11 protein-coding genes are annotated in these 14160 nt (G+C 57.7%); 4 read left to right on the top strand and 7 right to left on the bottom strand.

The window, feature by feature from the left end; translation table 11 throughout:
- Positions 1-242: 242 nt before the first annotated feature.
- Both BCS36_RS06920 and dnaE read right to left on the bottom strand, forming a co-directional pair.
- Positions 243-1394 (bottom strand): metallophosphoesterase, encoded by a 1152-nt coding sequence (locus BCS36_RS06920; RefSeq protein ID WP_291302175.1) that lies wholly within the window; start codon positions 1392-1394, stop codon positions 243-245.
- 13 nt (positions 1395-1407) lie between these two features.
- Positions 1408-4890, bottom strand: coding sequence for a DNA polymerase III subunit alpha (gene dnaE, locus BCS36_RS06915; protein WP_291302174.1), 3483 nt, complete (start codon positions 4888-4890; stop codon positions 1408-1410).
- A 316-nt stretch (positions 4891-5206) separates the two neighbouring features.
- On the opposite strand from dnaE, the gene BCS36_RS06910 reads away from it, so the two are divergent.
- On the top strand, positions 5207-5887 hold the full coding sequence (locus tag BCS36_RS06910; RefSeq protein ID WP_291302173.1) for an HD domain-containing protein: 681 nt from the start codon (positions 5207-5209) through the stop codon (positions 5885-5887).
- A 96-nt stretch (positions 5888-5983) separates the two neighbouring features.
- Positions 5984-6469: a hypothetical protein gene (locus BCS36_RS06905; RefSeq protein WP_291302172.1), complete on the top strand. Its 486-nt coding sequence runs from the start codon at positions 5984-5986 to the stop codon at positions 6467-6469.
- 181 nt (positions 6470-6650) lie between these two features.
- Here BCS36_RS06905 and BCS36_RS06900 read toward each other — a convergent pair whose 3' ends face one another.
- Both BCS36_RS06900 and rfbD read right to left on the bottom strand, forming a co-directional pair.
- Positions 6651-7859 carry a DUF3179 domain-containing protein gene (locus tag BCS36_RS06900; protein ID WP_291302171.1) on the bottom strand — a complete coding sequence of 403 codons (1209 nt, stop codon included), beginning with the start codon at positions 7857-7859 and terminating at the stop codon, positions 6651-6653.
- A gap of 107 nt (positions 7860-7966) precedes the next feature.
- Entirely contained in the window at positions 7967-8854 is an 888-nt protein-coding gene (rfbD, locus tag BCS36_RS06895; protein WP_291302170.1) for a dTDP-4-dehydrorhamnose reductase, read from the bottom strand.
- Positions 8855-9020: 166 nt separating this feature from the next.
- On the opposite strand from rfbD, the gene BCS36_RS06890 reads away from it, so the two are divergent.
- The gene (locus BCS36_RS06890; protein WP_291302169.1) at positions 9021-9803 is read left to right on the top strand and encodes a sirohydrochlorin cobaltochelatase; all 783 of its coding nucleotides are present in this window, start codon (positions 9021-9023) and stop codon (positions 9801-9803) included.
- Positions 9804-9813: 10 nt separating this feature from the next.
- A complete protein-coding gene (locus tag BCS36_RS06885; protein ID WP_291302168.1) occupies positions 9814-10653 on the top strand; it encodes a hypothetical protein in 840 nt (279 codons plus the stop codon).
- 232 nt (positions 10654-10885) lie between these two features.
- Here BCS36_RS06885 and BCS36_RS06880 read toward each other — a convergent pair whose 3' ends face one another.
- The 3 genes from BCS36_RS06880 to mqnE all read right to left on the bottom strand — a co-directional run bounded on the left by BCS36_RS06880 (position 10886) and on the right by mqnE (position 14157).
- A complete protein-coding gene (locus tag BCS36_RS06880) occupies positions 10886-11746 on the bottom strand; it encodes a menaquinone biosynthetic enzyme MqnA/MqnD family protein (protein ID WP_291302167.1) in 861 nt (286 codons plus the stop codon).
- A gap of 141 nt (positions 11747-11887) precedes the next feature.
- Positions 11888-13018, bottom strand: a complete 1131-nt coding sequence (mqnC, locus tag BCS36_RS06875; RefSeq protein WP_291302166.1) for a cyclic dehypoxanthinyl futalosine synthase — start codon at positions 13016-13018, stop codon at positions 11888-11890.
- On the bottom strand, positions 13015-14157 hold the full coding sequence (mqnE, locus tag BCS36_RS06870; RefSeq protein WP_291302165.1) for an aminofutalosine synthase MqnE: 1143 nt from the start codon (positions 14155-14157) through the stop codon (positions 13015-13017). Before mqnE ends, mqnC begins: the two co-directional genes overlap by 4 nt.
- Positions 14158-14160 lie beyond the last annotated feature (3 nt).

Below are 14160 nucleotides of genomic sequence, written 5' to 3'. Positions count from 1 at the left end.
AGGCGGCCCTGTGGGCCGCCTTTTTGCTGGAGCAGCTTATGAATGAAATGAGTCAACTGCTCGAAATGCGAGTAGACAGGTTTTTGCCTGTCGTAAGCGAGCATCTCAAGCGTTAACTACTCTGACGGTAGCGGGAGCAGACGTTAGCTACGGAGGCGTAAGCGCAGTTTATCCGCGCGGTTAAACGCCGTAGTGAGCGTGCCTTAAGCTTTGAGAATATATACTCTCAAAGCTAATCTGCACTAGTTGTCCGTTTGCGTAAAATGCACTTTGACAACAAGAACTTCGGCGCGCGATGTGTTGCGCATGGGCGGCCCCCATGTGCCGGTTCCTGCTGACACCACAGAAGACAGACCATTTTTGATCAGCAGGCCCAGCGGATTTTCATACATGTTCTCCACCACCCAGTGAAAGGGCCATAGCTGCCCATAGTGCGTGTGCCCGGAAAGTTCCAGCACCGCACCGGCTGTGCGCGCTTCGTCCAGCACAGACGGCTGGTGGTCCATAACAACGAGCGGCAGATCGTGATGCTCCGGCGGCAGATCCGCAAGGATTTCGTTGAGGCTTTTGCGGGATCTCCCGGAAAACATGCGACCGCTCAAATCATCTCTGCCCGCCAGTATCAAGGCATTGTCCAGAACATGCCACTGGTCGCGCAACACCCGCATGCCGCTGCGGCGCAGCATATCAAGGCTGTCGTCAATGGGGCCAGCGATGTACTCATGGTTGCCCGGCACGGCCCAATGGCCCAGCCTGGGCTGTATGCGGGCCAGAGCCGCAGCCATAGCTTCCACATCAACCAGAACGTGGTCATCAAGGATATCGCCAACGTAAAGGATGGCGTCAGGCTTGTAAGGGGCCAGCAGGTCCATGGCGCGCACAAGGCGCGGAGCCGTGATGATCCGCCCGAGATGCAAGTCTGCGAGCACGCCGAGAACAAGGGGCGAATGCGTGTACTGCCGGGATACGGTGTTGCTGGTACGTATAGTCAGATCATACTGCCGCACTATAGGGTAGGCAGCATTGAACCAGCTGGCGCAGCCGATGACGAGAGGCAGGCCGATAACCATCAGGGTGGCTCCCCACCGGGGAGCAGTGGGGGGATCCGCCCACAGGCGGCTTGTCAGCCCCCAGATGTCCATAAGCAGCACCAGGCAAAAAACATAGAAGAGCATGCTCAGCCAGAACGCGCCAGCCCGCAGCAGCCAGACCTCAATGGCAGAATCGCCGCCAAGCTTGTACAGCAGGGGAAACGACGCGCCAAGCACAGCTACCGTGAGGCAGAGCGCTGGTCGCAGCCAGCCCGTGTGGTCAAGGGCGCGCCATAGCCACCAGGCGATCCATCCATTGGCGAGGACAAGGCCAAGCCCTGTCACAACAAAAAATTTTACCATAAATGGATGCGCCTTATGAAGCCCATGCGGCCAAAGCTTTGTCCAGTTCAGGGCCAGGGCTGACCTTGAGATTGTTGTCCAGGTGCAGGTGACAGACGTGCCCTTCAAGGCAGACCTGGGCGTGGGTTTCCACGGTGCCAGGATGGCTTTCAAGGATGTTGCGCAATGCCAGCAAGTCCTCCCTGCCCATGCGATGCGAGGGAATCTGCACGCATACCGGGGTATCGTTAAGCCCGCAGCATTCGGCCATCAGCAGCAGACTTTGACCCAGAAGTTTGAGTTCGCGGGGGGCGTCCTCATTGTCTTCGTCCAGGTCGCGGTTGTCTTCCGGCTCCTTGTCCAGCCGTGCGGTAAGGCACAGCGGCTGCTCCGAATGCAGCAACTGGCGAACTTCAGCATAGCTGCGGGGGAAAAAGGTCACCTCGCCATGGCCTGTGAGGTCTTCAATGGCCGCAAAAGCCATGCGTTCACCCTTGCTCTTGGTTATAACCTCGCGAACGCTGGTGACAAGCACTGCGCAGCGCACTTCGGCGCCGGGAAACATGTCGCGGGCATCTTCGAGGGTTGTAAGACCAAGGCGGCGGATTTCACGCAAATAGGGTTGCAGCGGGTGGCTTGTAAGAAAAAAGCCCAGAGCCTCTTTTTCGGCTCGCAGCTTGTCTTCGTCAGGCATTTCGGGCAGGTCGGCCTCAGGGCAGTCGAGCCCGATGCCGGGTTGAGGCGCGCTTTCCACCGCCGGGGCCATGGCCAGCAAGGAGACCTGGTTGGAGTTTTTGTCCTTGGCCTTTTTCTGCGCGCGGGTGACCACCGCTTCAAGTGAAGCCAGCATGGCGGCGCGGGGCACGCCAAAGCAGTCGCAAGCGCCCCCTTTGATAAGAGATTCCAGAACGCGCTTGGTGACCTTGCGTAAATTCACGCGGCAGCACAGGTCAAAGAGCGAGGCGAATTCTCCCTCCGCACTGCGGGATTCCACCAGTTCGCGGATGGCTTCATCGCCCACATTCTTGATGCCGCCAAGCCCGAAAACGACCTTGCCTTCATAGGCCGTAAACTCACGCTGGCTGCGATTCACTGAGGGCTGCACAACATCAATGCCCATGTCTTTGCAGCATGAGACGTATTTGAGCAGCTTGTCCTGATTGCCCATTTCCGAGGTAAGCAGGGCAGCCATAAATTCGACTTTAAAGTGAACCTTGAGGTATGCGGTGTAGTAGGAAATAAGTGCATAGGCGGCAGAGTGCGACTTGTTGAAGCCATATTCAGCAAATTTTTCCATCAAGTCGAATATTTCGTTAGCCTTTTCTTCGCTGATGCCGTTTTTTGTGGCGCCGGCCACAAAGGTGACGCGCTCCTTGGCCATGGCTTCGGCCTTTTTCTTGCCCATGGCGCGGCGCAGCAGGTCGGCGCCGCCCAGCGTGTAGCTCGCGATAATCTGGGCGATCTGCATGACCTGTTCCTGGTACACAATAACGCCGTAGGTGTCGCGCAGGCAGTCGGTAAGCGAGTCATGGGGGTAAATGACGGGCACCTGGCCATGTTTTCGCTTGATGAATTCGTCGACCATGCCGGAGCCGAGAGGGCCGGGGCGGTAAAGCGCCAGCATGGCGATGATGTCTTCAAAGCACGTAGGCCGCAGCATGCGCAGATACTGGCGCATGCCCGAGCTTTCCACCTGAAAGACGCCATCAGTCTCGCCCCTGGCGTACAGGTCGTAGGTTTCGGTATCGGTGAGCGGCAGATTGTCCAGATCCGGCGGGGATTGCCCCTGAAGGCTGATGTTGTCCAGGGTATCCTGAATCAGGGTCATGGTCTTGAGGCCCAGAAAGTCGAACTTCACCAGCCCGGCTTTTTCGGTCATAGGGCCGTCGAACTGGGTCACAAGTTCGCCACGTTTGCCAAGATAGAGGGGCAGGTATTCCTCCATAGGCCTGTCGGACACCACAAGCCCTGCAGCATGGGTGGACGCATGGCGCGCGAGGCCTTCAAGCCGACGGGCCGTATCCAGCAGATGCTTGACCTGCGGGTCTTCAAGGTACAGCTTTTCAAGTTCCGGTTCAGCTTCAAGCGCCTTTTTGATGGTCATCTTGAGGTCGGCAGGCACCAGTTTGGCAATGCGGTCAGTTTCGGCAAAGCTCATGCCCAGCGCGCGGCCCACGTCACGCACCACGCCCTTGGCCTTCATGGTGCCGAAGGTGGTGATTTGGGCCACCGATCCTTCACCATAGGTTTCAACCATATGCCTGATGACGTCGCCCCGGCGTCGTTCGCAGAAGTCAACGTCGATATCGGGCAAGGATACGCGCTCGCTGTTCAAAAAGCGTTCAAACAGCAGGTTGTAGGGGATGGGGTCAAGGTTGGTGATGCGCAAGGCCCATGCCACCAGTGATCCGGCGGCTGATCCGCGCCCCGGCCCTACAGGAATGCTGTTATTTTTTGCCCAGTTGATGAATTCCTGTACGATGAGAAAGTAACTTGGAAAGCCCATTTCCAGAATGACGCGCAGTTCATACTGCAGGCGCTCACGGTACAGGTCGGCGTTGATGGAAGCCTGATCTGGATGTTTTTCCAGTCTTTTTTCAAGACCCTCTTCAGCCAGACGGCGGAACTCCGATTCCATGCTGGCCCCTTCGGGCAACTGATACACCGGGAAATAATGGTTGCCGAAGTCCAGAGCCACGTTGCATTCCTCGGCGATGCGCATGGTGTTGGACAGCGCTTCGGGCACATGGCTGAATGATTTTTCCATTTCTTCAATGGACTTGTAGTACAGCTCATGGGTGCCGAACTTCATGCGTTTGGGGTCATCCATGGTGGTCTGCGTCTGTATGCAGAGCAAAACTTCATGGGCTTCGGCGTCGTCCGCGCCAAGGTAATGGCAATCGTTGGTGGCCACCAGGGGCAGCTTGCAGGTTTCGGCCAGATCCATAAGGGCAATATTGGCTTTTTCCTGTTCTTTCAGTCCGTTGGATTGCAGCTCAAGGTAAAACCGGCCTGGGTAGATGCTGGCGTACTCAAGAGTGAGTTTTTTGGCGAGATCCATATTGTCGGCCAAAATGGCACGGGGAATTTCGCCAGCTATGCAGGCTGAAAGGCAGGTAAGCCCTTCGGAATATTTACGCAGCAGGGCCTTGTCCACGCGGGGTTTGTAGTAAAAACCCTCAAGAAAACCGTGGCTCACCAGTTTGACGAGGTTGTGGTAGCCCGTTTTATTTTGCGCCAGCAAAATTAGATGGTTACGCTTGCGCGCCAGCGGAGATTCCGTTTTTTTGTCCGTATGGTCATGGCAGACGTAAACTTCGCAGCCGAATATGGGCTTGATGCCGAAGTCTTTGCAGCCCTGATAAAAGTAGGCTGCTCCAAAAAGATTGCCATGGTCTGTAATGGCGCAGGCGGGCATGCCGAAATCCTTGGCGCGGGCGCAAAGATCCTTGATGCGTATGGCGCCGTCCAGAAGGCTGTACTCGGTATGGCAATGCAAATGAACGAAATCGGCCATGAAAGCTCCGGAAATGCTATAAAAGAGTGGATTGAAGCGTGTGGTGCGGGGAGCCGCAAGCGCGCAGCGAGTGTGAACGGTCTTTATAGCAAATGAGTCACCATGCCTCAAGCGGTTGATAGGCGTGCGGGGTCCGTGCATTGCCTTGCGTTCAGGCAGGGCGTATAAAAAAGTTATGGAAACGAATACGGTAAACGTGTGCGATATCTGCGCGCACGAAAAATGGTTTTCGGCATATGCTGCCAGCAAGTGTACGGTGGAGTCAGCCAATCCCCATGGCGATGTGGGGCCCATGCACTTGAAAATACGACATAGCATGGCTGTATTGGAAAATGCCAAGGGCATGGCTGCCTGCGAGAATTTTTCTCCCGTTCAGCGGCGCGTCTGCCTGCTTGCGGCGCTGTATCATGATGTCGGGCGGTTTGAGCAGTATTTGCGGTTTCATACCTTCAAAGACAGGGAATCGTGCGATCACGGGCAGATGGGAGTGCGCATCCTCAAGCAGGAAAAGCGCCTCACTGATGAAGCCCCTCTTGTGCGCAAAGCTGTGCTGGCCGCAGTGGCGCTGCACAACCGCTTCGCATTGCCCAGATGGCTGCCGGAACTAACGGCAATCGCCGCCCATGTTGTGCGTGATGCCGACAAACTGGATATTCTGCGCGTCATGGACGAACATTTGAGCGGCCCAGGCCCGTACAATCCCACAGTTGTGCTGAGCCTGCCCGACACGCCCGGCGTTTACAGCGAGGCCGTGCTGCGGGCGGCACGTGAGGGTCGTGTGGCGGCCTATGCGGATCTGCGCAGTGTTAATGATTTTCGCCTGCTGCTGGGAACCTGGTTTTTCGACATGCATTTTGCCTCAAGCCGCCGTCAGTTTGTGGAGGACGGCCATGCATTGCGCCTTCTGCGTGGTCTGCCCGCCCTGGCTCCCTATGGGCAGATCAGACAGGTGATGCTTGAAAAACTTGGAGCGCTGCGTGACGCGTCCTCGTTCTGAAGCTGTGCACGTGACGAACTCCGGCCCAAAACCCGGCCAGAATCCCAGCCTGAAGACCGGCCTAATGACCGGGCCCTGCACGAGGCTGATAAAGAAATGAACGCCCTGTACCGTGACCAGCCAGCCTGGGAGTCCTTGGCGAATATTCCCGAACCCCCGCGCCTTTTTCCGGCAGCCGCGCTTGCGGCCAGAATTCCCTGGCCTGCTGAAGCCCTTTCCGCACCGTTCAATCCTGCTCCTGAATCCTTGTGCAGCATGCTTGACGCTCCCCAGCCGCTTTTGCGCATGGCGTACAGGCTTTTTTATCTTTCACTGCCGCAAGGCGAGGCTCTCCTGAGCCTTGCCCTGACTGCCGCACGCGAGGTGCTGGTGGCGGATTTCAAATGTGCCGAGCGTAATCTTGAGCTGCCCTGTGCTGGCGTTGCGGCGTGTCTGCGGGGAATGTGCGGGGTTCGGGGCACGCTATTTATGCGCGCTGGCGGGCTTGAGGGCATGGTTCACCGTCTGGAGTTGACTGTTTCAGAGCGCCATACCCTTTGGGGGGGGGCGGCGGTTTTGCTGCGGCTGCACGCAGCACGCTGATCTGACTGCAATTGCACCCGAATAACGCGCCCGAAGCGCTCTGTTACAGAAGGCTGTGGGTCACCCTGGGGCTGCTGCGTCAGGCCGCGCGCGTCACTGACTTGCTGACGTGGAGGAGCAGTGTCAGCGTGCGATGCCCTCGGGGGTTGGTTGGCGCCGGGTTGGGAGCCTGCCGCACGGCTCACTGCCCCGCAGGCGTCGGGGAAATGGGCGAAGCCCCAGGAGCAGGCGCGGCATGCGAGTCGCTCCCCGGTGCATCGGGAGAAAGCAGGCTTTCCGGCACAACGCCGGGCCCCGGCACAGTAAGCGTTTCGGGGTTGATGCTGTACCATGCAAACCACATGGAATAGCCCCCGAAGTATTCCGGCATTGACGCGCCCTTCATGTTGCCTTCAATGGCCGCGCCTGTTGCGGGGTCCCATATGCTGCGTGTCTTCAGATCCATAAGTTTGCCGTAACGGCTGATGAACAGGAACGGTTCGGCCCATATCTGGCGGTTGAACACGCGCACCACGTTCAGCTTGGGATCGTGCGTGGCCAGCAGGGCGTGCGGCCCTGCAAAAAAATTCACCGCGCCCTTTTTCTTTACATAGGCCACATCAATGGACAGCAGGTAGCCTTCATACTCAAGACAAAGCATGCGGGCCTTGCGTGGAAAGCGTTTGTCCATTCGCTGAACGGGGTAAATGAGCCTGTCGTTGTCGTAATAGTTTCCTTTGCGAAGGTAATTGCCATAAGGGTCGCGGCCATAAGGACGGGTTCCGGCGGGCTTGCTCATAACCGGCGCATTGGGGTACACGCTGCGGGCCGCGCCCCAGTTGGTCCAGAATACGGGAAGGGTAGGCATGCCTCTGCCCATAAGGGGGCCGTCAAAGGCCATGCCTGTTTCCTGCAGCCACAGGCTGCCCGAATTTCGGTCAATAAGCACGCTGTTGCCGTCATAAAGGCGGCCTTCAACGTCAAAAATAAGATTAAGGCCGCCCATGGAGGCATTGTAGGCCATCAGCGTGCCGGTGGTGGGGCAGTAGGTAATGGCATAGGCCACATCATCAACTATCTCATTGACCACCTGATGCCAGACCATGAACCTTTGCGGGTAGATGTGCGGCCCATTGGGCAGCATGACCACAAAAACGACTTCTTCCGCGCTGGTATTGAGGTCGGCATCCATAACGCGGTCATAGCGGGGTCTGTACAGCGAGGGGATGGCCCCGTACTTAACGCCGGTTTCCACCAGTTTGCCCGTAATAGCCGCCAGTTCTTGCATGCTTTTGGGCCGAGCCTGCGCTTCGGGCAGGTAGATGAGCATCAGCAGCAGCGGCAGAAAGAGCCGGAAGAGACTATGGGAAAGCGCGGGGCGCTTCAAGCGGGCAGGGGATTTTTTTGACATAACCATACGTGTTCCTGACGCCGCGCGCATTGCCGCCCGGCTGGCCTGTACGACGGGGTATGTAAGGGTTTGGCGCAAGGCCAGGGGGCGTATGCTCCTGTCTGCAGTCAATGCAGATCCTTTTCCTTGCGGTGCGTGGGCAGGTAATCGCTGTAGATGTAGTCGCGCAAGGCCTGAGGCCAGGGGCGGGGTTTTTTGCCAAGAAATGCACTTAGTTTGCTGTTATCCAGTACGGAAAATGCCGGGCGTCGCGCCTTTTGCGGCCACTGGCCTGAATCAATGGGCACAACCCGGCAGGAAGCCGCCGCCAGCGCAATGGATTCACACGCAAGCTCACACCAGCTGGCCTGGCCGCTATTGACGGCGTGCCAAAGGCCTGTAGCCTGATTTTCAGCCAGCGCGGCGCTCCATTGAGCCAGATCCACGCTGTAGGTTGGCGAGCCTACCTGATCATACACAACATTGATGGTGTCACGCTTCTCACAGGCAGCCACAATGGTATCCACAAAATTTTTTCGGCCCGGGCCGAAAAGCCAGGCCGTACGCAGTACGCAGGAGCGCCCAGGCAGGCCGCGCAGCACGGCCTGTTCGCCTTCGAGCTTGGTGCGGCCATACACGGACTGTGGTTGCGCTTCATCATCTTCAGTCAAGGGCGTTTCGCCCTGACCGGAAAAGACAAAATCTGTACTGTAATGGATCAGACGCCCATGGGCCTGCGTGTGGAGAATGTGCGCCAAGGCATCCGGCAGGGCCCGATTAAGCTCGCAGGCGGCTTCAGTATTATCTTCAGCGGCGTCCACAGCCGTATAACCTACGGCATTAAAAACCACGTCGGCGTGAACCTCATTCAGGCGGGATTGTAGAAAATCAAAATTCAGCAAGTCGCCGTCCTGCCGTCCCAAGGTCTCAACCTGCCAGCCCCGTGCCGAGAGTACATGCACAAGAGCCTGCCCCAGCAGACCGGTTGCGCCACCTAAAATCAGCGCCTTTGCCATTCTGACCCCCCCATGCGACATGCCCCGCTCATTGCGTGGATATGCGATCTCATGTTGCGGCCACTGTATCTTTGTGGGCCGTATGGGTCAATATGGATCGCATATGAGATGACCCAGCGCCGCGCCTTCTTGCCACCATGCTGCAAGTAACGTACAAATGTGTCCCATGAGACGTGCGATTTTATTGGTAGCTTTTGGCGCGAGCAGCGCTCAGGGGCAGAATGCCCTCAAAGGATTTGACGCCCTGGTACGCCAGCATTACCCTGGAGTTCCCGTGCGTTGGGCCTATACTTCTCTTTTGTTGCGCGAACGCCTGGCCCAGGCCCGGCAGAAGAGCGATTCTGTCCGTAAAGCTTTACAGCGTCTTTCTTTTGAGCGCTTTACACATGTGGCGGTGCAGCCCTTGCAGACCATCCCAGGGCGTGAGCATGGCGAGGTGTGCGCGGCAGTGGATGAGGCCATGTCTAGGGACAGCCTGTGCTGCCGCGTAGGGGTGCCCCTGCTGGCCACGAAAGACGACCTGCATGCGACGACACAGGCTATTTTGCGCCATTTGCCCTCTGAACGGACGGCCAGTGAAGACGTAATCTTTATGGGCCACGGAGCCGAACATCAGGCTGTGGCCCGGTATGCCGATTTGGCGCAGGCCGTGTATGCGCTTGACCCGCAGGTGCACGTGGGGGCCATGAACGGAGCTGTGCTGCTTGAGGATATTTTACCCCGTCTGACGTCTGAGCGCGTGTGGCTCATGCCTTTGCTTTCCGTTGTGGGCAATCATGCTCTCAAGGATATGGCAGGCCAGGGCGATACGTCCTGGCGCAGCAGGGTTGAGGCATTGGGGCACCAGTGCGTTCCCGTGTTGAAAGGTACGGCGGAATACGCCGGTTTTGCTGAAATATGGTTGCGGCATCTGGATCATGCCGCCCAAACCTGTTTCGAATCTGCATGAGGTGATGTATATGCGTGGAATTTTGATGACTGTGTTGCTTTTTGCCCTTATGCTTTCCGGTTGCGGGGCTGCCAGCAGCAACGGCGGCTCCAGGGACGCTGTGAACCTGTCGTCCTCGGTGCAGAACGGCAATGCCAACCAGTATAATCCCTATATGCACCAGAGTACGCCCAATCTTCGCGAGGCTACGTCTGACAGTACGGATATGCTCAAAAAACTGGGCGGGGGTGTGCCGACCATTGAGGGTGAGGCGCGCCATCGTCCCCAATGGAAGAGCGAAATATATCCTGTGGTTTTTGGCACTGCCACTGCGCCGCATGAAATTCTTGTGCTGCTCGATTTTGCCGCGCCCCAGAGCGAAAAGGTCTGGCAGGCCGTGGTGGAGGCCAGCCGTTCGCTCCCACCCCAGCAGTGTAAGATTGTCGTTTTCGCCAACAGCAAGGAATACTATGGCACGGACCTTATGGGGCTTGCCATCTGGATCAGCCATTCCCGCCCCGGTCAGGCAATGCCATATCTGACCTATGCGCTTGGCCAGTGGAACAAGGTCAAGGCCGATCAGAAAAGTACCCGTGGCAAGGCTGTGCCTTTCCAGAACGAATATGACGCCACGGTCAAAAATACGGACTACCCCATCCATTATGCCTATTTTTCGCGCCTGCAACCGCCAGTGCCTGCCAGCCAGGAGCTGAGCGTGGCTAAGTACTGTTATGACGCCGGCAACGTAAACCTGTATCAGGCCGAGCAGATCAGCAAGTACTACGGGATTAAAACCCTGCCTGCCGTTGTTGTGGACGGGCAGCACCTTTCATCCGTCTCTGCGGGCAGCATTCTGAAAGCGTTGCAGTAGGACGGCAAAAAATATCGCCGGTGCGCTTCGCACCGGTTTTACGACAGGTCATTACGGCAAAACCTCATGTACAAAAAGCCCGCTCTTACGAGCGGGCTTTTTTAGGGACTAGAGCATTTAACACCTGAAGTGCCCGCATATGGCGGGCAAAAGCCTGCCTGCTTGCATTTTGTGGCAAGGATTTCCCCAAAATCCTTGCAGTGCAGTTACCTAGTTTCATTCATAAACTGCTCTAACGGCCTGTTCGCAGCCTGAAAAATTCCAATGGGGGCGCTGCGGGAACCATGCGGGCGGCTGCAAGCTTGTCGTAAAAAAGTTTTAGGCCGCGCTGCTCTTCCTCGCCGAGGCTGTAGACAAGCCCATTGCTGTAATAGCCGGCCAGTTCGTCCCTGCTCAGCGGGCAGCCGTGCCCTGTAAGATCAAGAATCACGTCCATATGGGCCAGTCCCCAGTCCCGCCCCTGGCGCAGGAGCTCCCCGGGATCAGTGGCAAAAATGCCAGCGTCGGCGGCAGCCCTGCTCACCACCCAGAGGCCGAAGATAAAGGGCAGGCCCGTCCAGTCGCGCCACGCTTCAGCCATATCAAGGCGGTAGGGGTAGTCGGCATGATTGCGTAAGCGCAACGCCTCATCACCGATGGCCAAAAAGGCAGTTGGCGGATTGTCGCCGCGCAAAGCGGGCGTGACCTGCCCTGTGCTGTACGTGACGTTGAGTTTATAGCGGTCTTGCATCAGCAGGCGCAACAGGGCCACAGAAGTGTGCGTTTCGCCGCTGATCAGAATTTCCTGCCCGTCCAGCTGGTCCAGGGGGACGCGCGAAAGCAGAAGAACGCTCATGACCGGGCCTCGCGAACCTATGGAAAGGTCCTCTACCAAATAATAGCGTTCCGGTCGGCAGGCATATTCGAAGCAGGATGTGGATGACACGTGCAGTTCGCCACGGGCCATCATGTTGTTGAGCAGGGCGGGAGGGCCGGATACAAGCTCAAAGTCGTGGGGCAAAATGCCCGCTTCAAGCGGGTGATAGACAGGAAGAACGTTCAGATAGCCGATACGGCCCATGCGCAGCGTAGGCCGCTGTTTGGGACTGGTCATGACGACAACCTTGTTGCAGGGTGGGCGTTGTTTGTCTGGCAAAAAAGGCAAGGCCAGTTTGCCAAAATGTACCGTAAGGAGCGCACCCGTATGAAACGCCGTAATCTGGGCATTTCGTCCGGGCGCGCTTTTATGAATCCTTTATGCCGAAGGCTGGGGCTCCACGGGCCTGTAGTCCATGGTGCGCTGTACCGGCGTGAACCCGGCGGCACGGATGACCTTGTGAATATCGGCCCGGCTCATCTGAAAAGACACTCCGGCCGCAGCCACGACGTTTTCTTCAATCATCAGCGAACCAAAGTCGTTGGCGCCGTAGAAAAGGGCCAGTTGGGCAACGTGGGGGCCCATGGTCACCCACGATGCCTGTATGTTGACAATATTATCAAGCACCAGGCGCGAGACGGCCAGCAGGCGCAAATAGGCGGGCGCGGGCAGCGGGTCAACCTGAATGCGCGTATGCGCGGGCTGGAAAGTCCAGGGAATGAAGGCCGTGAATCCCTGCGTCCTGTCCTGCACTTCACGCACTGCAAAAAGGTGGTCAAGCCGGTGGGCCGGGGATTCTTCGTGCCCGAACATCATTGTAGCCGTAGTGCGCAGGCCCAGCTTGTGGGCTTCTTCCATAACGTCAAGCCACTGCTCGGCAGTACACTTGTTGGGTGAAACCTGGGCCCGGATGCCGGTATGCAGGATTTCTGCACCGCCGCCCGGCAGAGAGTGCAGCCCGGCATCTTTCAGGCGGCGCAGCACTTCTGGCACGGAAAGATTGAATTTTTCAGCCCAAAAGAAGATTTCCGGCGGCGAAAAAGCGTGAATGTGCAGTTGCGGCCATGTCTGCCGCAACCAGCGCAGGAGATCTTCATACCATTCAAGGGGCAGATCAGGGTGGTGTCCTCCCTGAAGGAGAATCTGCGTGCCGCCGAGAGCCAGGGTTTCTTCCACCTTTTGGGCCATTTCTTCCCGGCTGATGACGTAGCAGTCTTCGTGGTCCGGCGCGCGGAAAAAGGCGCAGAACCTGCAGGCGCAAACGCAGACGTTGGAATAGTTGATATTGCGGTCGCCAACGTAGGTGACAATGGGTTCGTGATGCATGCGCATGCGCATGCCATGCGCCAAGTGCGCCAGCGTGTGAAGGCTGGCCTTGTAGTACAAGGCTTCAGCGGCGGAACGGTCAAGCCTTTGGCCGCTGGCAGCCAGCGCCGCCGCCTCGCGAACATCGGCAAAGGACGGGCTTTCTTCCTCAAAGGGGCTGTGTGCGGGGATAAAGGTGCTCACTGGCGCGCCTCCGGGCTGTCTGTATCATTCATGATGTTGAAAGTGGCGTTGCGGCGCACGGGGGTAAAGCCGGAAGAGCGTATAAGATGCTCCAGTTCGGCAATCGTCATGCCCTGGGCGGACTGGGCCCCGGCCATATGCCCGATGCGCTCTTCAATGATTGTGCCGTCCAGATCGTCCGCGCCGTACCAGAGAGCCACAGGAGCCAGCTTGGGGCCCATCATTATCCAGTAGGCCTTGAGGTGGGGGATATTGTCCAGCATAAGGCGCGAAACAGCCACGGTGCGCAGCTGGTCAAGACCGCGCTGTGGGCCGACCTTGCCTTCTGGCAGCTTGAGGAGGCTGTTATCCGTCAGGAAGGGCAGGGGGATAAAGCAGGTGAATCCGCCGCTTTTGTCCTGCTGTTCGCGCAGACGGCAAAGATGGTCGACGCGGTGCTCATAGGTCTCAAGATGCCCGAAAAGCATGGTGCAGTTGGTCTTGATGCCCAGGCTGTGCGCTTCACCCGAAATGCGCAGCCACGCTGCGGCGTCCGCCTTGTGCGGGCAGATTTTTGGGCGCAGGTCTTCATCAAAAATTTCCGCGCCGCCGCCGGGCATCATGACCAGACCGGCGGCCTGGAGCCTGCGGAGCACTTCAAGGGAGCTGATGCCTTCAAGGCGGGAAAAATGTTCGATTTCCACAGCTGTAAAAGCTTTTACCGGCAGATTCGGATTAAAGGCCCGCACGGCGCGTATCATGTCCTCAAACCAGGACAGAGGGCGTGTGGGATGACAACCACCCACAATATGGAGCTCATCCAGTTGCAGGGGGGTGGCGTCGGCAGCACGCAGTCGGGCCATCACATCGTCGAGGCTCAGGGCGAACGCGCCAGGGTCGCTTTCGGCATCACGCCGGAAAGCGCAGAATGTACAGCCGTTGACGCAAACATTGGTGTAGTTGATCTGCCTGTTTACCACATAATAAGCCTTGTGCCCGTGCAGGCGGCAGCGCGTGTGCAGGGCAAGGGCTCCCACGGCGGTAATGTCGGGGCAGCGGAACAGGGCAAGGCCGTCGTCAAAGCTCAGGCGTTGCCCGGCAAGCACTTTTTCATGGATGGACGAAAGGCCCAGTGCGGCGTAGTATGCAGCGTCTAACATGAT

Origin of the sequence: Desulfovibrio sp. MES5, from assembly GCF_002237645.1 — a bacterium.
Classification (GTDB): domain Bacteria; phylum Desulfobacterota; class Desulfovibrionia; order Desulfovibrionales; family Desulfovibrionaceae; genus Desulfovibrio.
This window is presented reverse-complemented; position numbering and strand designations above follow the sequence as displayed.